This is a genomic window from Rheinheimera tilapiae (assembly GCF_042432165.1).
GTDB classification, from domain to species: Bacteria; Pseudomonadota; Gammaproteobacteria; order Enterobacterales; family Alteromonadaceae; genus Pararheinheimera; species Pararheinheimera tilapiae.
In genome coordinates this window covers 164,308-182,096 of record NZ_JBHLXP010000011.1, presented here as the reverse complement: position 1 = coordinate 182,096, position 17,789 = coordinate 164,308, and the positions used below count along the sequence as shown (strand labels likewise).

The window sequence follows — 17,789 nt, the reverse complement described above, 5'->3', positions numbered from 1 at the left end:
AATTGAAGGAAACCAACTGTTTTGCTCTGCTGGCTGTCACACAGCGACGGAACAATCCCGAGCTCCGCGAGGGATATCAAGGCTCCCAATAAAGCCAAAGGGCCCACTCAATCGAGCGGGCCTTTTTGCTTTATGGCATCCTGACGGTTTACTCCACGTAGAGTAGTAAAGCGAAGCCGGTGTTTAAGAACGCAACCAATGTTGCGTTCTTCTGGCTGTCACACAGCGGCTGAGCACACCCGAAGCACCGCGAGGGTGCAGACTCCCACGAAGCCGCGGTGTTGAATTGCAGGACGCAAACAGTTTTGCTCTGCTGGCTGTCACACAGATGATGAGCAATCCCGAGCTCCGCGAGGGATATCAAGGCTCCCAATAAAGCAAAAAAGCCCACTCAGTCGAGTGGGCCTTTTGCTTTATGGCATCCGGCGGTTTACTCCACGTAGAGTAGTACAGCGAAGACCGGAATGAGCAAAGCCAACAGTTTTGCTTTATGGGCCTGTAAAATGTGCTGGAGTGGCTGTCATACAGTGGCTTACCCCATCCAAATCCGCTCCTTCAAATGGTAGCTGGCAAACTAAAGGGCTTTGGGAGGCGGTAATTTTATCTGCTGAAATGCAACCATGAGTGTGGCACTGATGGCGGGTACAAATCACCAGAGCAGCGCATCAAGCCGCTAATTTCGTTGTCAGATCTTCAGCAGTTTGAGCGGGGTCAGTTGGTACAGGAATATTTGGTGGGATGCCTGATGCGTATCTGGCTGATAATGGAGACTAAAATCATACAAACGCTGTTGCGGTAGCTGTTGCATCAAACAAGTCTGAGTCATATTTCCTAAGCAGCTTTTGAATGCCGAGACCAGTATCGATGCTGCCGCAAACCCCTCCAAACCTATATCACTTGCTTGCTTATTTTCAGCTTTCAACGCATCACGGTAAGCGCGGACAAATTCTGAAGTAGTATCATGCGGGTCGGGTACTACCATAGATGCAAATACCTGATATGGCTGTTTTAGCTGTTGTTGTAGTTGTTGTATGCCGGTAAATGAGACGACTGAGTAGACCGGATTAAACTGATTTTGTTGTCCGAGTTCGATCGCTTTTACCAGCGGTTGATAAGTGCCGACTGTGAATACTACATCAGGGATTGCTTCTTTGAGTTGACTAACAGCATTCTGCATATCGGTTGTATTGCGCTGAAATCGCACTATGGCGACCGGTTGTAGCTGGCGTCGTGCTAGTTCTGCCAGATACCAGCGCTCGACACTGGCGCCAAATTCGTCGGCCTGAATTAATAAAGCGACCCGGCGAAACTGGCGCTGGTCAATAAAATAACGAGCTTGTGTGGCGGCTTCTTCCCGGTAACTGGCCCGGAAGTTAAAGATAAATTTGTCGTCTGGCTGGCGCAGAATATCAGCGCCAGTAAATGCTGCTAGATAAGGTCGCTGATGTTTGCGAAGCAATGGCAGAATAGCGCTCGATGTTGGTGTCCCGATATAACCGAAAAGCGCAAAAACTTGTTGTTCCAGTAAAAATTTCCGAGTGTTTTCTACGGTTCTTAGCGGCTCATAACCGTCATCCAAAGTGACCAACTGGATTGGGGTCCCGTTAATTCCGCCTTGTGCATTCAGACGGTCAAACACAAGATTGGCGCCATCGCTGAACTGCAATCCTAGCTGCGCTGCGGGACCACTGAAAGGTGCCGACATGCCTAATTTGATCGGCTGTTGCGCGTCGGCCAACCATGATAGCAACGCAGACCACAAGGCAACCACATAAAAGCCAACAAGTCTGAAGCGCATGCGTGGAAGACTCCGCCAGGAAATTAAGTCAACTATAGCTTAGCTGGATTCAGCGCGGCGGAACTTGATACAAATCAGCTAAACAGGCAGTTTGGCGCAATTGCAGGGACAAATTCTTCAGGTTTGTAGTGGCTGGTAAGCGTGCGCTGTCTTGCCAGCAATAGCGGATCCAGAGTCTGGCTTCCGCTGCTGATAAATGCAGATAGTGCTGATCTAACCAATGTCGCAATGTCACCAGAGCCTGCTGGCAATCGCGTTGGCCGGCGACAAACAATTGCAGACTATGTTGATCATATGCTGACCAGCTGTGTTGCGGTGGTCTCACCCATAACCTAAGCAGTTCTGAGTCCAGATCCCGCCAGATAGACTGGGCCTGTGCATACAGTGCTTGACCAAACCATAGCTGCAATCCTTCTATATCAAACCATGGGATGGCTTCCAGCGGTTTCAGCATCAGTACTGAGAACTCATTGCTGCTCTGTTCTGGTTGTTGACTAAGCTTCACCGCGCCATAGCCAGCCCGGTGCCAGAACCTGACCAGATCTTTGGTCGCGCCAAAGCTGGTCGCTAATAGTGGTACCTGCTGTGCTGTTGCCGTGCGACTGATCTGCTCCAGCAATTGCAGGCCAAGACCTTGTTGTTGCAGCGCAGGCTGAACCATCAGACGCTGAACACGCCATAGAGCAATAGTACCGGCCTGCGGCGTCAGGCAATGATAAATCAGACTTTGTGCCGCCAGGTGACCTTGCACCCTGCGCTGGCCCTGATAAATCTGCATAACCAGATCTGCAGGCAACTGACCTTCCCGGCTGACGACGGCGACAGCCAGAACCAGTTCTTGCTGCTGTAACGTCATGACCTGCAGAGTGGGATCATCCAGCAAAGCCCATAAATCCCTTACCGAGGTTTGATAATGGGCCAGGCAAGCTAGTCGGAATATCTGGCTTAATAGCAGGGGCTGATGCAATAAATCGGCTGCCTGATAACAATAATACTGCGGTGAAGCGGACATCGCCGCAGTTGCAGCCCCCTCGGTGAGGTCATCACGGTCAGTCAGCAAGAAGCTGCTAAAAATCAATTGCTCCAGCGGGTCGTCCTGACCATACCGGATTGGTTGTTGCAGTATCAGTTTGCGCCAGCCCGGCCTGTGTTGTTGCAGATACTGCTGAAAACGCAGCTGAAAGCTACGACCGGTGCCCTCATATCCGTGCTCTGTCGTCGCCATAACGATGCGGCTATGTTGTTCGACCAAAACCTGCAATAGCGGCGCTGGGATCGCTGCAGCCTCGTCTACCAGCAGGAGGTCAACAGCCGGCTGCTCTGCCAGCAAACGGTCCAGTGGCCAAAATTGCAGTTGCGGGGCGATATCCGGTCCCAGCATTGCCCGGCAGGTTTGTATGGCGACCTGCGCTGCCGCCGGTTGCGGCGCGGTGATAATCAGCCGGGTCTTACCTGCTTGTTGCAGCTGTGCCGCGGCGATGCCCAGCGCCGCAGATTTACCCCGGCCCCGATGGGCACTCAGCACCAGCGGACGATGGCGATGTCCTTTCATCAGCTGCCAGATCGCCGCTACTGCTTGTTGTTGGCAAGCGCTGGCATACGGGGATTCGCAAGTGGCTATGTTGTTGATCTGTTGGGAAAACTGTGGTGGCAAAGCACTTAGGCCAGATACTGACCAGGACAACAGCGGCTGTTGTGGCCACAGCGCAGTCAGGTAGGCCTGAAAATGACCCACATGCGTTTTGGCATCGGTTGGAAAAGATAACACGCGGCTGGCCGCCGGATTGGGCAGACCGGCAAAGCAGGCAGGCTCTGGGGTCAACAGCAGCCATAAACCACCGGCTTTCACACAGCCCATACTGGCGGCGACTAAATCCCAGTCGACCCCTTGTGTAGCGTTAATGACCAGCCAGTCGCATTCCTGACCAAGTAACTGTTGCCGCGCCTGACCGCTGATTTGGCGGATGTGGGCAGCTGCAGAGACTTCTGGCCAGAATTCTCCGAGCCAGAATATCGTCTCGCCAGCCTGCAGCTGCGTCTGCAACTGCTGCCAGCCGGATTGGAGAAATGCTGGTTCACCCTGTAACCACAATGGCAGTCGCCAGCGCCGTAGCCGACACTGGTTCCATACCGACAGGATCTCAGAGGGCAGTGAGTCGGGCATAGGATGTCACCAGCCACTTACTACCGAGCGCATCGAAGTTGATTTGGATCCGCGACTGATTGCCAGTACCCTCGTAATTCAGCACCGTTCCTTCGCCGAATTTCTCGTGATGGACACGTTGACCCAGTTTAAAACCGGTATTTTCAAATGCGCTATGACTGGCAGCACTGCCAAACCGGTTGAATTGGGTTGGCCGGCTGACGGAGGTCGTCAAACGGATCTCTTCCACATATTCTGCTGGGATCTCCCGCAAAAACCGTGATGGTTTGTTGTATTGCTCCTGGCCATACAAGCGTCGGCTCTCGGCATGGCATAAATACAGTTTTTGCATGGCGCGTGTCATGCCGACATAACAAAGCCGACGCTCTTCTTCCAGCCGCGTCGGGTCATCGCCGCTTTGCTGACTCGGAAACATGCCTTCTTCCAGGCCACAGACAAACACCAGCGGAAATTCCAGCCCTTTAGCGGTGTGCAGTGTCATCAGCTGCACCGCATCAGAATGTTCCTCGGCCTGATATTCACCAGCTTCCAGCGCTGCCTGCGACAAAAATGCCGACAATGGCGTCATCTCTTCATTGTTGCTGAAGTTCAAATTTGCACAGGCGTTGACCAGCTCATTTAAGTTTTCGGTGCGGGTCTGGGCTTTTTCACCTTTCTCGGCCTGGTACATGGCGTACAGACCTGATTGATGGATCACATGGTCAGCCTGTTCATCCAGCGACAGGTCACGGATATCGTCATCAAGTTTATTAATCAGTTCCATAAAGGCCGATACCGCATTGGCTGCGCGGCCACTCAGCTCTTTCTGATGCAGCATTTGTTGCAGGCTCTGCCACAGGGTTTGTGAGCTGGCGCGGGCAAACTCGCGCACTTTATCCATGCTAGAATCACCAATGCCCCGAGTCGGTGTATTGATGATCCGCTCTAACGCCGCATCATCCTGGCGGTTGTTAATCAGTCGCAGGTAAGACAAAGCGTCTTTAATTTCCTGGCGTTCATAGAAGCGCAGCCCGCCATAAATCCGGTAATGGATGCCGTCCTGGATTAGCGCTTCTTCTAACACGCGCGATTGGGCGTTGTTACGATACAACACCGCCGCTTCAGTCAACTTACCGCCCTGACGGCGCCATTCGCGAATGCGGCTGACGATAAACCGCGCTTCGTCCAGTTCGTTAAAAGCGCTGTACAACGAAATTGGTTCGCCATCATCGCCGTCAGTCCATAGGTCTTTGCCCAGCCGGCCCTGATTGTTGCTGATCACCGCATTCGCGGCTTTAAGGATGATGCCGGTTGAACGGTAATTTTGTTCCAGCCGGATGGTTTCCGGTGACGGGAAATCTTTGAGGAACTGCTGAATATTTTCCACTTTGGCGCCGCGCCAGCCGTAAATGGACTGGTCGTCGTCGCCAACAATCATCACGCGGGCGTGATCACCGGCCAAAAGGCGCAACCACTGATACTGGATCGTGTTGGTATCCTGGAACTCGTCGACCAGAATGTGGCGAAACCGCTGCTGATAGTGGCCGCGGACCTGAGCATTGTTTTTCAGTAGTTCGAAGCTGCGCAGCAGGATTTCGGCAAAATCGACCAGACCGGCGCGATCGCACATTTCCTGATAGGCGGCGTAGATTTTAATCAGGGTCTGCAAATTAAAATCACCGCCGTGCGTCAGAGTCCCTGGTCGTTCAGCGTCGTCTTTGCGCGCATTGATAAACCATTGCACTTGTTTTGGTGCCCAGTGTTTTTCGTCCAGATTCAATGCTTTGAGCACTCGCCGAACCAAACGATATTGATCGTCGGAATCGATGATCTGAAAACCTTGCGGCAGATTGGCTTCCTGATAATGCGCTCGTAGCAAGCGGTGTGATAAACCGTGAAAAGTACCCATCCACAGATTGTTCAGGCTGACACCAACAGTTTGTTCGATGCGCGAACGCATTTCCTGCGCTGCTTTATTGGTGAAGGTTACTGCCAGTAAGGAATAAGGCGCCACCCGCTCAACTTGCATCAGCCAGGCCAGCCTATGCACCAGCACACGGGTTTTGCCGGAGCCGGCACCAGCCAATACCAGCATATGTTGTGGCGGTGCGGCGACCGCATCACGTTGTTTATCGTTTAAACCATCAAGCAGCAGCGAAACGTCCATCAACTCAAACCTATGGATAAATTTACAGGCAGTATACCAGAGCAAGCCGCAATTTTGCGGTGATGGCGACTGCTTTAGCCGGGTTGTAAGGCTAATAATTCGCGCAGGTCACTCAGTTCCAGGTGCGGCAGCACCAGCGGCGGTTTGGCCAACTCCGGTTGCGGACTTGATGCCGGATTCAGCCAGGCGGCCTGACAACCGGCATTCAGCGCACCCAGCACATCGGAACGAACATGATCACCGATATGTAGTATTTGCGTGGTGCGAACGCTGAGACGTTCTGCTGCACGCTGAAATAAATCCGGGAATGGCTTCATCCGACCATCCGGGCCGGCACGCAAGGCAAACTGAAAATAGGGTGCTATACCCATCCGCTGAATATCGGCATTGCCGTTGGTAATGGCCACCAGCGGGAACCTGCTGGCCAGCTGCGCCAGCAGCTGTTTGACCTCAGCGCGGACACTGATATTGGTGCGTTCCTGCAGAAAAGCACCCAGCGCCAGTTCTGCCACTTCACCGGCTTCACAGGACGATAAGCCTTGCGCCATCAGGCCCTGTTCTACCGCGAGCAGACGCCAGCGACTGACATCATGGCGGATTTCGGCATCCTGCGCCGCCAACAACTTACGCTGCTGCCACCAATACTGCGGATCGTTATGCGGGAGTTCGGGTTTCAGCTGCTGCAGACGTTGCTGCATCGCCAGTTCTGCGGCAACGATTACGTTGCTGTTCGGGTACAGTGTATCGTCAAGATCAAAGGATAAGGCATGGATTGCAGACAGGTTTTTGTATAGGCGCATAGAAATCTTCCGCAGTTCGGTCTGTTGGTATTATGCATGGCTACGTCTCACTTGTCTGGCAGGGTCATCGTTGCAACGTAAAGATGCAACCAATGGCCGTGAGGTTCTTTGCACAGTCCGCGTCAACGTTTATGCTATGTGCAGGAAAATACCGGTAGCCGCCGGGTTTAAAGCAATGATGCTTTGGAGTTATGTTGAACTTGTGCCGTTTTTCCCGCGCCATTGGCCTCATCATCTTGTCACTGCTGCATTGTGCGCCGGTTGCCGCGGCAAAACTCAAATTGGACTGGCCTTGTCAGCGTACTGTGATCAGTCGCTCTGCCACTACGATGCCGCCATATTCGTTTTTTAATGCCCAGCAGGAACTCACCGGTTACCGTATCGAGTTTATGCAGCAAATCTTTGGCCGCCTGGGCTGTAAGCTGGAGATCCTGACGGATTCGCCGTGGAAACGTTCGTTAATGTTGCTGGAAAGCGGCGATATCGATGTGTTGATGAATGCGTCCAAGTCTGCTGAACGTGAAGTCTATGCGTTATTTTCCAATGCCTATGAACAGGAGCGGGTTGCGCTCTATGTCAAAGCCGGCCAACAGCAGCTGCATTCTACAATACGCAGCCTGCAGGACATCGCGGCCAGGGGCCTGAACGTTGGGGTGATCCGGGGTAATTATTATGGTGAACAGTTTGCTACGATACAGAAGCAAAGAGATTTATCTAAACATGTGATCGAAGCGATTGATAAACCTGCCTTATATTTTTTGCTACTCAAAGACCGGGTGCAGTTGTATCTGGATTATTACCCGAACGGCGTGCTGGCACTACGCGATGAAAATCTCGATAAAAAAATCGTGTTGCATCCGATGCCGCCTTTGGTCATAGGTCAGGTGCATTTTATGTTCAGCCGTCAAAGCGTCAGCCCGGCTTTTGTCCGGCGTTTTGATCAGGAACTATTACGGATGCAACAGGACGGCTCTGTGCTGAAGTTGCAACAGAAGTATCAGCTGCTGCCATAGAGGAGAGGTCAATCCGAAGTTTTTTTCTTCGCACGAGGATGGGCTTCATCGTAGACCTTCGCCAAATGCTGAAAATCCAGATGGGTATAGACCTGCGTGGTGCTGAGGTTGGCGTGGCCCAACAATTCTTGTACTGCGCGTAAATCGCCGCTGGATTCCAGCATATGGCTGGCAAATGAATGCCGCAGCATATGCGGGTGCACATGTTGCGACAGCCCCTGACGTCTCGCCCATAAATCGACACGCTGACGAACATGCCGCGCCGAGATCCGGCGTTTTTGTTTGCTCAGAAACAGAGCATCTTGCTCTTCTCCAAGAAATGCCGGTCGGCGCTGCAGCCACTGTTGCAGTGCTTTTTGCGCCAGCGATCCGATGGGCAGAATCCGGGTTTTGTTGCCTTTGCCCAACACCCGGATTTGTTGTTCGCTCCAGTCAATATCGCGTACGTTTGCACTGACCAGTTCGTCCAGCCGCAGGCCGGAGGAATAAAACAGTTCCAGCATGGCGGCGTCGCGCACTGCCAAATCATCGTCTGGTTCATCAATATCGAGCAGGCGGTGCATTTCATCGACATCAAGGTTTTTCGGTAGCGGTTTGCTGGTTTTCGGCACTTTCAGATATTGCGCTGGTTGATCTGGCCGTAAGCCGCTCTGCTGCAGATAACGATAAAAACTGCGTAACGCCGCCAGACGCAGAGCCAGACTTTTTGGTTTCAGGCTGTCACGGCAGCCCAGAATATGCTGCTGTAACTGACGCTCACTGAGTTGTAGCCAGTCTGCCGCAGGAATGCTGAGCCAGACCGCCTGTAGCTGTTGCTGATAGCTGCTTAAGGTTTGTTTGCTGTAAGCGCGTTCAAATTGCAGATAATGTAGGAATTGTTGCAACAACGGGTCCGGTGACGCAGCACCTGGCGGTGCGGGATCAGCAGCCTTGCTGGCCATAACGCGGCAGCACTAATGCCAGTACTTTGGCGATGTGGTCGATAAACAACGTATCCATGCTGGGCTGAAAGTGATCATCCAGTTGCGAGCCAAATGCCAGCAAGGCCAGCGGCTGATCGGCATGGCTAATCAGCAATAACGCCACCGAATGAATACCAGGCTGGAACAAAGTCGCCATTTCATCGCGGTTCAGCCGGCCGAAGTAATAATGACGGCCCTGCAAGCGGTGCTCCAGCACCATTTGGATCGCAGTAAAATTGTCGCCCATCGCCTCGTGATTAAACTCCAGCAAGTTACAGGCGTGCACGTGCGGCATTTTATTGGCAAAAGCACTGAGCGCGAGCCGGATATCGGTTTTTTGCCGGGCCGCTAATAAATCGAGGTGTAACTGGTTCAATGCAAAGAAGATATGTTCGTTCTGTCTGGCGATGCTCATCAGCCGGGTAATGTCTTCTTCCAGACCGCGTACCCGTTCGCGTTGTAATTCCATCTGGCGTTCAACTAATGACACCGCACCGCGCTGTGCATGAGGCAGGCGCAGGCGTGACAGCAATTCAGGATGATGCTGAAAAAAAGCCGGATGCTCCAGCAGGTACTGATACACCAGCTGGTCGTGCAGGTAAGCGTTGCTGATATCTTTTACGTCTGTGACGTCAGTCATAACACCAATTGTCCGTCAAACACATGTTCCGCCGGACCGGTCATTTTGACCGGCTGGCCAGGGCCGTTCCAACGAATTTGCAGACTTCCGCCCGGTAAGTCAACCCGAACCTGCGACTGCAGCGTTTTTTGCATCTGCCCGACCACTGCAGCAGCACAAGCGCCGGTGCCGCAAGCCAGCGTTTCACCAGCGCCACGTTCCCAGACGCGCAGTTTGATGTGACCGGGATTGAGCACCTGCATAAAGCCAATATTGGCGCGCTCCGGGAAGCGTTCGTGGTGTTCGAAAATCGGCCCCCATAACTTCACTGGCGCTGCGTCAATATCGTCGACCGTGATCACCGCATGCGGATTGCCCATCGAGACTACGCCGCATAAGGCCGTAGCGCTGTCGTTGCCGTCGTCGCCATGCAGGATGTAATTGAGTTCCTGTTTCTGCGCTTTAAACGGCACTTTCGCCGGTTCAAATTGCGGGATGCCCATATTGACGGTGACCTGACCGTCTTGCTCGACGTACAGCACAATCTTGCCGGATTTGGTGCTGACAGCAATTTTGTATTTATTGGTCAGGCCTTTATTACGGACAAACTTGGCAAAACAACGGGCGCCATTGCCGCATTGCTCCACTTCAGAGCCGTCCGCATTAAAAATGCGGTAGTGAAAATCCAGATCCGGGTCATACGGCGGTTCAACCATCAGCAACTGGTCAAAACCAATACCGAAATTGCGGTCGGCCAGTTGTTTGATTTGCTCTTTGGTCAGGAACACATTCTGGCTGACGGCATCCACCACCATAAAATCGTTGCCCAGACCATGCATTTTTGAGAACTGTAATAACATGCCGTCAAGTACCGCCTTGTATCAGGTTGGCAGCAGCTGCTCGCCGCGCCACAAATCTGCCCATTGTTCGCGTTGCCGCACCAAATGGACCTGATCGCCGTCGACCAGGATTTCAGCGGCGCGTGGCCGGCTGTTATAATTTGAACTCATGGTAAAACCATAAGCACCGGCCGAACGCACCACGAGATAATCACCCGGCTCGATTGCCAGATCGCGGTCTTTGCCGAGGAAATCACCGGTTTCGCACACCGGACCAACTACATCATAAGTCTGGGCCTTGATGGCTGGTTTCAACTGCACCGGAATAATGTTCATCCAGGCACTGTAAAGCGCTGGCCTGATCAGGTCATTCATGGCTGCATCGACAATGGCAAAATTCTTTTCCTGCCCCGGTTTTAAAAATTCAACTTTAGTTAACAGCACGCCGGCATTGGCCATGATGGCGCGGCCAGGTTCAAACACCAGCGTTAAATCCGGATAGGCTTCCAGTCGTTTTAATACTTCTGCGGCGTATTCGCTTGGGTGCGGCGGTGTTTCATCGAGATAAGTCACGCCAAGGCCGCCACCGATATCCAGATGCGACAATACAATGCCGTTATCTTTTAGCGTATCAACCAGCACCAGCAGTTTATCCAGTGCATCCAGAAACGGCTGGGTTTCAGTCAGTTGTGAACCGATATGGCAATCGACGCCACAGACTTTTAGGTGGCTCAGGCTGGCGGCGTATTGATACATCTGCGGTGCACGCAGAATATCGATACCAAATTTATTGGCTTTGAGGCCGGTTGAAATATAAGGATGAGTTTTGGCGTCGATGTCCGGATTAACCCGAATTGAAATCGGCGCCACTTTGTTTAACCGGGCCGCCACGCTTTGAATGCGGTCGAGCTCAGGTTCTGATTCGACGTTAAAACACTTGATACCGGTATTCAGCGCAAACTCAATTTCTGCTTCGGTTTTGCCGACGCCGGAAAACACCACTTTGGCCGGGTTACCACCAGCCTGTAATACACGGCGTAACTCACCTTCAGACACGATATCAAAACCACTGCCGAGCCGGGCCAGGATATTCAGCAGGGCAATATTGCTATTGGCTTTGACGGCATAACACACCAGATGAGCACGGTTGCCGGCGGCGTCAGCGAAAGCACGGTAATGCCGTTCAATCGTCGCGCGGGAATATACATAAGTGGGCGTGCCGAACTGAGCAGCGATATCTGCTAACGGGACTTGTTCGGCCAGCAGTTGCTGGTTTTGATACTGAAAATAATCCACCTGAATTTACCCTTGCTGATCGGATTGAACGGGTTGAGACGTAGCAGGCTTGGCCGGCGCAGGTTCTGCCGCTGGCGGCGGATCTTTGGGTAAAGTTAACGGGCCTTTCTGACCACAACCGGTCAGCAGCAACAGCGATAAACCCAGAATTCCAACCGATAAAGACGCAGCGTGCATGATTTTTATTTCTTTGAAGCTTGAGCGCTCTATAATCGCATCCTTAACAGCAAAAGCAAACAGGTGAAACGGATGAATGACGTAGAATATGATGAGTTAACCGACGCCGTCCTGCTAGCGGTGGAAGAAGCCTTTGAGCAGCTGGACCTCGACATTGATTCGGAAAATCATGGTGGATTAGTCAACGTGATTTTCCCGGACCGTAGTAAAATTGTGATTAACAAACAAGCACCTTTGCACCAGTTGTGGGTAGCGACCAAGTTCAACGGCCATCATTTTGAATGGCGTGACGGTCAGTGGATTGATAACAGAACCGGCACCGAGTTCTGGCAATTATTAGCAGATGCAGCCAGCAAACAGGCTGGTGTAGCAATCAGTTTCGGATAATCAGCGGATGAATAATCTTTCTTATGTAGATGTGGCCGCACAGGGCCCGGTTAAAGCGGCCGTAATTTGGTTACACGGCCTTGGTGATTCCGGCCATGGTTTTGCGCCGATAGTGCCGGAGCTGCGTTTACCGGCCGGTCACGGTATCCGGTTTTTGTTTCCGCATGCGCCGGAACGCCCGGTCACAATCAATAACGGTTTTGTGATGCGTGCCTGGTACGATTTAAAAACCATGGACCTACAAAACCGGGCCGACGAAGAAGGCGTGCGCCAGTCCGCTGCGCAGGTGCAGGCGCTGATCGACAAAGTGATTGCATCCGGTGTTCCGGCGGAAAAAATTCTGCTGGCCGGTTTTTCTCAGGGCGGCGTGATTGCGCTGCATTTATTACCGCGTCTGCCGTACAAAATCGCCGGTGTGATGGCGTTGTCCACTTATATGGGCATGCCGGATAAGCTCAAAGCCGAAATGAATGGACACAATAAAAGCACGCCGGTGCTGGTAGCGCATGGCACTATGGACGACGTCGTACCGCTCAGTGCTGGTAAGGCGGCGTTTGACAGCTTAAAATATGCCGGTTTCCAGGTCAGCTGGCTGGATTACCGCATGGCGCACAGTGTCTGCGCGCAGGAAGTGGCTGACTTAAGCCGTTTCATTCAGCAGCGCTTGCTGCAAACCACCGAGTCTTTGTAAGTAAAAGTGAGCCAACAGGAATAGATGGTGTCCGAAGCTGCATCCAAACTGACAGTCAAAGTGAAATTACATCCGGCGGCTTTGCCAGCGGAGACTGATACACCTGTTGTGCAGCCTGCACCCTGGTCAAAAACCCGGATAGCACTGGCGTCGCTGGTGTTAGTGGGGGCCGGGGTTGCCGGCTATCAATTCCTGTTGCGTCCTGTCGCACCTTTGAAGTCTGCAGTTGCTGCTGAGCCTGAACAGGCGGCACTGCAAAGTGCGGCGGTCACACCAACTCTGCAATCTGTGGCTGAACAAGCTGGACAAGCTGAAAGTGCTACAGCATCTTCGGTCACGCCGGAACTGAAAAGTGCTGTGGAGACAGCGCCACTGACTGAACAGGGCGCTCAGCCAGCATTGAGTCAAGCCGAAGTGGACATGCAGTCTAAACCGGCGACTAAGACGCCAGACTTAGCGCCTGTTGTACCAAAGAGTACCGCATCTGCTGACCAGACTACCGCTGTCAGCACGATGCCAGACGCTGCACCACAGGAAAGTGTGACCAAAGTCACGGCCAATACCAATACTGCCAACACTAATACTGCGAAAATCAATGCGGCGTTACCGGCCGGCTTCAGCCGCATTGTGCTGACCGATCAGATGAATAATCTGCAGCCAGGCCAAGCGGTGGGTCAGCAAATCCCGTATCCACGTATCAACCGGCTTTATCTGTTTACTGAGTTAACAGGCTATGCCGGCCAGATCCTGCGCCATCGCTGGTATTTTGGCGACACCTTACATACTGATGCGGTGCTGACCATTGAAGATTCGCCGTGGCGCACCTATAGCGAAAACTGGCTGCTGGATGATCAGCGCGGCCCATGGCGGGTCGAGATTGTTGATCAGACGCAAAAAGTGATCTTTCAGTACAGTTTCACTTATCAATAACGGCTATAATAGCGCCACTTTTTTTGCCGCCTGTCCGGAAGCCCGAACCGGCGGATCCTTGCTCCGATACACAGGTTTTCTGATGACTCAACGCGTACGTATCGCCACACGCAAAAGTGCTTTGGCGCTGTGGCAGGCTGAATATGTCAAAGCCCGGCTGGAATTTTTCCACCCGGGTTTAGTAGTGGAACTGGTGCCGATGTCGACTCAGGGCGACAAAATTCTCGATACCCCGCTGGCCAAAATTGGTGGCAAAGGTTTGTTTGTCAAAGAACTGGAAACCGCCATGCTGGAAGACCGCGCGGATATCGCGGTACATAGCATGAAAGACGTGCCGGTAGAGTTCCCGGAAGGCCTGATGTTATCCACCATCTGCGAACGCGAAGATCCGCGTGATGCTTTTGTTTCTAATCATTTTTCCAGTCTGGACCAGCTGCCGCAGGGCGCTGTGGTCGGCACCTCGAGTCTGCGCCGGCAGTGCCAGATCAAGGCATTGCGGCCTGATCTGCAGATCCGTGATTTACGTGGCAATGTGAATACCCGGCTGGCGAAACTCGATGCCGGTGAATTTGACGCCATTATCCTGGCTGCGGCTGGGTTGATTCGTTTAGGTTTCCACGCGCGCATTGCCGCCTATTTGCCGGTCAGTCAGAGCCTGCCAGCCAATGGTCAAGGCGCTGTTGGTATCGAATGCCGCAGTGATGATGCCGCAGTGCGGGCTTTGTTAGCGCCGCTGGAACATACCGCGACACGTCAGGCTGTGCTGGCAGAACGCGCGATGAACCGTGCGCTGCAGGGCGGTTGCCAGGTGCCGATTGGCGCTTTTGCCGAAATTGACGGTGATCAGCTGTATCTGCGGGGTCTGGTCGGCCAGTTAGATGGCCAGCAGATTTTACAGGCGGAAGTGCGTGGCGCAGCCATCGATGGTGAAGCTTTAGGCCAGCAGCTGGCCGGAATGTTACTGGCACAAGGTGCCGGCGCCATTCTGGCGGCCGTGTACGGCGAATCGCGCTGATTATGCTGCAGCTGCCGCCTGATCCATTCAGCGTATTAATCACCCGGCCGGCCGGGCGGGCGGACAGCTTGCTGGACGGTCTGGAACAGCTCAGTATCCCACATGCCTATCAGCCGCTGATCACCACCCAGCAGGTCACTGTGAAGCCGCGTGAACAGCATCTATTGTTGGATGCAGATCTGGTGGTGTTTGTCAGTATTGCGGCGGTCACTTGCCTTGAAACTCAGTGTGACCTGACCAAAGTGCAGGCGCCCCTGTTTGCTGTGGGTCGCACCACAGCCGCTGCATTACAGCGCGCCACGACTCAGGCGGTGACCGCACCGGACGACCAGCGCAGCGAAGGTTTGCTGGCGCTGCCGCAATTGCAGGACGTCGCTGGCAAACATATTGTGATTGTGCGCGGCAATGGCGGTCGTGAGCTGATCAAACAAGGGTTGTTAGCCCGCGGCGCCAAAGTCAGTTATATCCAGAGTTACAAACGGGTGCCGTTGCCGCTCGATGGTCAGCGCTTGTCTGACCAGTGGCGTCAGCAGCAAATACAATGTATCGTAGTGACCAGTAACGAAATTTTATCCCTGCTGTTTCAATCTTTGCCGGACGCTGCACACGACTGGCTGCGTCAGCGTTTCTGGGTATTGATCAGCCCGCGGATGCAGGAAACCGCTATCAGTTTTGGTATCCCGCAACAGCAGATTATGCAGGCCGACAGTGCGCATGATCAGGCGTTGCTCGATGCTATTTGTCAGTTAAGAAGGAAATTCCATGAGCGAACAGAGTCCGGTGCTGCCGACTGACAGCACGCCTGCTGCACCGAAACCAGCGGTAGCAACTGGTGGTAAACTGGCCCTGACGCTGGGGAGCCTGGCGTTGTTGATTGCGCTGGGTGCTGCCGGTGCAGCGGGGTGGGCGATTTATAGTCTGCAACCACAGCTGAATTCGATGTCGGAACAGCAACAAAGCCTGACCAATCAGCAGCAAAGCCAAATCAGTTTTTTCCAGAGCAAGCTGGATGAAATGCAACAGACTTTGCAGCAGCAGCTGACGGTAGTGGCCGCAGATGTAAACGGCAAGCTCGAACAACAGACACTGACCGCGCAAACTGAACTGCAAAAGTTACAAACCCAGCTGGATCGACAGTCCGGCAATATCAAAGGCTGGCAGCTGCTGGAAATCGATTATTTCCTGCGCCTGGCCGAACAAAAGTTATTCCTCGAACAGAATATCTCCGGTGTACAACAAGTGCTGGAGCTGGCGGAGCAACGCTTAAAACAAGCCAATGACCCCAGCCTGACTCCGGTGCGTGAAGCAATCGATCAGGATAAGCGGATGCTCGGCGAGCTGAATGCCCCAGATCTGAACCAGCTACACCTGACCTTATCCAGTCTGCGTCAACAAAGTCTGGTGTTGCCACTACGTCAATCCGAACGGCCAATGGACAGTGGCACCGAAGAAGAGATCAGTGAAGACAGCGCTGACTGGCAGGCCAATCTGGCGCTGTACTGGCGCAATTTCTGGCGTGGTTTGGTGCAGGTGCGGGCCAGCTTGCCGGAAGACGGTGTCAGCCTGACTGCCGAGCAGCAAATTTCCGTGCGAAATACGCTGACACAACAATTGCTGCTGGCAGAACTGGCGGCTATGCAGCATAACCAAGCGGTTTACGCGGCGGCTATTCAGCAAAGTGCCGACAGTCTGCAACGTTATTTCGCCGCCACTGAGCCTGCTGTACAACAAATGGCTGACGAGCTGGTCGTTCTGTCTGCATTGCAGGTCAGTCTGCCGTTACTGGCACCACTGAAGAGCCCCACCGTATTTGACGCTTACCGGCAGGGTACGTTGGACGCGGAGTCTGCATTATGATCCGCCTGCTATTCGCCATGGTTTTGCTGGCGCTGGCGATGTTGTTCGGGCCTGTGCTGGCCAACCATCCCGGTTATGTCATGCTGGTGCTGGGTGGTATCACGGTAGAAGCGACCGTGGTGGGAATGATCCTGAGCCTGACTGTGCTGGGTTTTGCGCTGTGGCTGGTTTGGTGGCTGTTCCAACGCTTGTTCCATCTGCCGAAAATTTCATTCAGCTTTTTGCGCTCGCGCAAAGAGCGCCGTGCGCGTCAGGCGCTGCAGTTAGGTCTAATGGCGTATGCCCGTCACGATTGGCAAGGCGCGCATCAGGCGTTCCAAATTGCCCATGCTGAACCAGAATGGGAACAGTTAAAACAAGTGATGGCGGCATACAGTGCGCAGCATGCGGGCCAACCGATGTTGGCGAACCAGGCGGCTGCTGCATTAGACCCGGACGAGCCGGCCAGCTGGTATGTAGTCGCAGATTTATTATTGCTGCAAAACAATGCCAGCGCAGCTGTGGCCTATCTGACGCCAAAGGCCGCTAACATTGGCAAAGACGGCAAACTGGGCCGGCTCTGGTTGCAGGCCTTGCAGCAGGCCGAACAGTGGCAAATGTTGCTGGAACAAGTACCGGTGGCGATCAAACTCCAGTGGTTTAGCAAAGCCGACTGGCAGAATTACCGGTTCAGTCTGTATCCGGCTGCGGTGCAGGGCTTAACCGAAAAAGGCCTGTTTGATGAACAGGCGGCTTTTTGGCAAGCCCTACCGGCACGTGAACGCAAGTCGCTGGCTGTGTTGCTTGGCAAAGCTGGTGCGCTGGCGGTGCAAGGGCAGGCCGAACAAGCGGAAAAACTACTGCTGGATAATTTATCGCTGCAGGATCTGCCGTTAGCCTGGCCAGCCATTCGCCGCATTCCATTGGGGCGTTCGGTGCTGGCATTGCGCAAACAGACTCAGCATTGGTTGCGCGACCATGCTAATCACGGTCATTTGTATGCGCTGCTGGCTTACTGCGCGCTGCAAGAAGGCGAAAGCGAGCAGGCCAACAGTGCCTGGCAAAAAGCGCAGCAATTCCTGCCGGCTTTTAAAGCCGAGACCATTTCCGGTTAAC

Annotated in this window: 17 protein-coding genes; 8 read left to right on the top strand and 9 right to left on the bottom strand. The window is 53.4% G+C overall.

Features of this window, described 5'->3' with window-relative positions; genetic code table 11:
- Positions 1-685: 685 nt before the first annotated feature.
- The 4 genes from ACFFJP_RS21305 to yigB all read right to left on the bottom strand — a co-directional run bounded on the left by ACFFJP_RS21305 (position 686) and on the right by yigB (position 6,908).
- Positions 686-1,798: an ABC transporter substrate-binding protein gene (locus ACFFJP_RS21305; RefSeq protein ID WP_377249176.1), complete on the bottom strand. Its 1,113-nt coding sequence runs from the start codon at positions 1,796-1,798 to the stop codon at positions 686-688.
- 49 nt (positions 1,799-1,847) lie between these two features.
- The gene (locus ACFFJP_RS21300; RefSeq protein ID WP_377249173.1) at positions 1,848-3,962 is read right to left on the bottom strand and encodes a GNAT family N-acetyltransferase; all 2,115 of its coding nucleotides are present in this window, start codon (positions 3,960-3,962) and stop codon (positions 1,848-1,850) included.
- Positions 3,940-6,108, bottom strand: coding sequence for a DNA helicase II (gene uvrD, locus ACFFJP_RS21295; protein ID WP_377249170.1), 2,169 nt, complete (start codon positions 6,106-6,108; stop codon positions 3,940-3,942). Before uvrD ends, ACFFJP_RS21300 begins: the two co-directional genes overlap by 23 nt.
- A gap of 74 nt (positions 6,109-6,182) precedes the next feature.
- The gene (gene yigB / locus ACFFJP_RS21290) at positions 6,183-6,908 is read right to left on the bottom strand and encodes a 5-amino-6-(5-phospho-D-ribitylamino)uracil phosphatase YigB (protein WP_377249167.1); all 726 of its coding nucleotides are present in this window, start codon (positions 6,906-6,908) and stop codon (positions 6,183-6,185) included.
- Between the two features lie 191 nt (positions 6,909-7,099).
- On the opposite strand from yigB, the gene ACFFJP_RS21285 reads away from it, so the two are divergent.
- Positions 7,100-7,921, top strand: a complete 822-nt coding sequence (locus ACFFJP_RS21285; protein ID WP_377249164.1) for a substrate-binding periplasmic protein — start codon at positions 7,100-7,102, stop codon at positions 7,919-7,921.
- Positions 7,922-7,929: 8 nt separating this feature from the next.
- Here the strand turns inward: ACFFJP_RS21285 and xerC are convergent, their stop codons facing one another.
- The 5 genes from xerC to lptM are packed head-to-tail and all read right to left on the bottom strand — an operon-like array spanning position 7,930 to position 11,814.
- Positions 7,930-8,862 carry a tyrosine recombinase XerC gene (gene xerC, locus ACFFJP_RS21280; RefSeq protein WP_377249161.1) on the bottom strand — a complete coding sequence of 311 codons (933 nt, stop codon included), beginning with the start codon at positions 8,860-8,862 and terminating at the stop codon, positions 7,930-7,932.
- The gene (locus ACFFJP_RS21275; protein WP_377249158.1) at positions 8,843-9,523 is read right to left on the bottom strand and encodes a DUF484 family protein; all 681 of its coding nucleotides are present in this window, start codon (positions 9,521-9,523) and stop codon (positions 8,843-8,845) included. Before ACFFJP_RS21275 ends, xerC begins: the two co-directional genes overlap by 20 nt.
- Entirely contained in the window at positions 9,520-10,362 is an 843-nt protein-coding gene (gene dapF / locus ACFFJP_RS21270) for a diaminopimelate epimerase (RefSeq protein ID WP_377249155.1), read from the bottom strand. Before dapF ends, ACFFJP_RS21275 begins: the two co-directional genes overlap by 4 nt.
- A gap of 21 nt (positions 10,363-10,383) precedes the next feature.
- Positions 10,384-11,637 carry a diaminopimelate decarboxylase gene (gene lysA / locus ACFFJP_RS21265; RefSeq protein WP_377249152.1) on the bottom strand — a complete coding sequence of 418 codons (1,254 nt, stop codon included), beginning with the start codon at positions 11,635-11,637 and terminating at the stop codon, positions 10,384-10,386.
- 6 nt (positions 11,638-11,643) lie between these two features.
- On the bottom strand, positions 11,644-11,814 hold the full coding sequence (gene lptM / locus ACFFJP_RS21260) for an LPS translocon maturation chaperone LptM (protein ID WP_377249149.1): 171 nt from the start codon (positions 11,812-11,814) through the stop codon (positions 11,644-11,646).
- A 72-nt stretch (positions 11,815-11,886) separates the two neighbouring features.
- On the opposite strand from lptM, the gene cyaY reads away from it, so the two are divergent.
- From cyaY to ACFFJP_RS21225, 7 genes are all read left to right on the top strand, one after another.
- Positions 11,887-12,201, top strand: coding sequence for an iron donor protein CyaY (gene cyaY / locus ACFFJP_RS21255; RefSeq protein WP_377249146.1), 315 nt, complete (start codon positions 11,887-11,889; stop codon positions 12,199-12,201).
- A gap of 7 nt (positions 12,202-12,208) precedes the next feature.
- A complete protein-coding gene (locus tag ACFFJP_RS21250; protein ID WP_377249143.1) occupies positions 12,209-12,892 on the top strand; it encodes an alpha/beta hydrolase in 684 nt (227 codons plus the stop codon).
- 24 nt (positions 12,893-12,916) lie between these two features.
- Positions 12,917-13,822 (top strand): DUF2914 domain-containing protein, encoded by a 906-nt coding sequence (locus tag ACFFJP_RS21245; protein WP_377249140.1) that lies wholly within the window; start codon positions 12,917-12,919, stop codon positions 13,820-13,822.
- A gap of 82 nt (positions 13,823-13,904) precedes the next feature.
- Positions 13,905-14,837: a hydroxymethylbilane synthase gene (gene hemC, locus ACFFJP_RS21240; protein ID WP_377249137.1), complete on the top strand. Its 933-nt coding sequence runs from the start codon at positions 13,905-13,907 to the stop codon at positions 14,835-14,837.
- Positions 14,838-14,839: 2 nt separating this feature from the next.
- Entirely contained in the window at positions 14,840-15,631 is a 792-nt protein-coding gene (locus ACFFJP_RS21235) for a uroporphyrinogen-III synthase (RefSeq protein ID WP_377249134.1), read from the top strand.
- A complete protein-coding gene (locus ACFFJP_RS21230) occupies positions 15,600-16,694 on the top strand; it encodes a uroporphyrinogen-III C-methyltransferase (protein WP_377249131.1) in 1,095 nt (364 codons plus the stop codon). Before ACFFJP_RS21235 ends, ACFFJP_RS21230 begins: the two co-directional genes overlap by 32 nt.
- On the top strand, positions 16,691-17,788 hold the full coding sequence (locus tag ACFFJP_RS21225) for a heme biosynthesis HemY N-terminal domain-containing protein (RefSeq protein ID WP_377249128.1): 1,098 nt from the start codon (positions 16,691-16,693) through the stop codon (positions 17,786-17,788). The genes ACFFJP_RS21230 and ACFFJP_RS21225 overlap by 4 nt, the downstream gene beginning before the upstream one ends.
- The last annotated feature ends 1 nt before the right edge of the window (position 17,789 follow it).

Bases quoted from the DNA above. Each gene is read 5' to 3' on its own strand.
- ACFFJP_RS21230 (WP_377249131.1), top strand. From the start codon at position 15,600: ATGAGCGAACAGAGTCCGGTGCTGCCGACTGACAGCACGCCTGCTGCA.
- ACFFJP_RS21225 (WP_377249128.1), top strand. From the start codon at position 16,691: ATGATCCGCCTGCTATTCGCCATGGTTTTGCTGGCGCTGGCGATGTTG.
- lptM (WP_377249149.1), bottom strand. From the start codon at position 11,814: ATGCACGCTGCGTCTTTATCGGTTGGAATTCTGGGTTTATCGCTGTTG.
- ACFFJP_RS21275 (WP_377249158.1), bottom strand. From the start codon at position 9,523: ATGACTGACGTCACAGACGTAAAAGATATCAGCAACGCTTACCTGCAC.
- dapF (WP_377249155.1), bottom strand. From the start codon at position 10,362: ATGTTATTACAGTTCTCAAAAATGCATGGTCTGGGCAACGATTTTATG.
- xerC (WP_377249161.1), bottom strand. From the start codon at position 8,862: ATGGCCAGCAAGGCTGCTGATCCCGCACCGCCAGGTGCTGCGTCACCG.
- ACFFJP_RS21285 (WP_377249164.1), top strand. From the start codon at position 7,100: ATGTTGAACTTGTGCCGTTTTTCCCGCGCCATTGGCCTCATCATCTTG.
- ACFFJP_RS21235 (WP_377249134.1), top strand. From the start codon at position 14,840: ATGCTGCAGCTGCCGCCTGATCCATTCAGCGTATTAATCACCCGGCCG.
- uvrD (WP_377249170.1), bottom strand. From the start codon at position 6,108: ATGGACGTTTCGCTGCTGCTTGATGGTTTAAACGATAAACAACGTGAT.
- hemC (WP_377249137.1), top strand. From the start codon at position 13,905: ATGACTCAACGCGTACGTATCGCCACACGCAAAAGTGCTTTGGCGCTG.
- yigB (WP_377249167.1), bottom strand. From the start codon at position 6,908: ATGCGCCTATACAAAAACCTGTCTGCAATCCATGCCTTATCCTTTGAT.
- ACFFJP_RS21300 (WP_377249173.1), bottom strand. From the start codon at position 3,962: ATGCCCGACTCACTGCCCTCTGAGATCCTGTCGGTATGGAACCAGTGT.
- ACFFJP_RS21305 (WP_377249176.1), bottom strand. From the start codon at position 1,798: ATGCGCTTCAGACTTGTTGGCTTTTATGTGGTTGCCTTGTGGTCTGCG.
- ACFFJP_RS21245 (WP_377249140.1), top strand. From the start codon at position 12,917: ATGGTGTCCGAAGCTGCATCCAAACTGACAGTCAAAGTGAAATTACAT.
- ACFFJP_RS21250 (WP_377249143.1), top strand. From the start codon at position 12,209: ATGAATAATCTTTCTTATGTAGATGTGGCCGCACAGGGCCCGGTTAAA.
- cyaY (WP_377249146.1), top strand. From the start codon at position 11,887: ATGAATGACGTAGAATATGATGAGTTAACCGACGCCGTCCTGCTAGCG.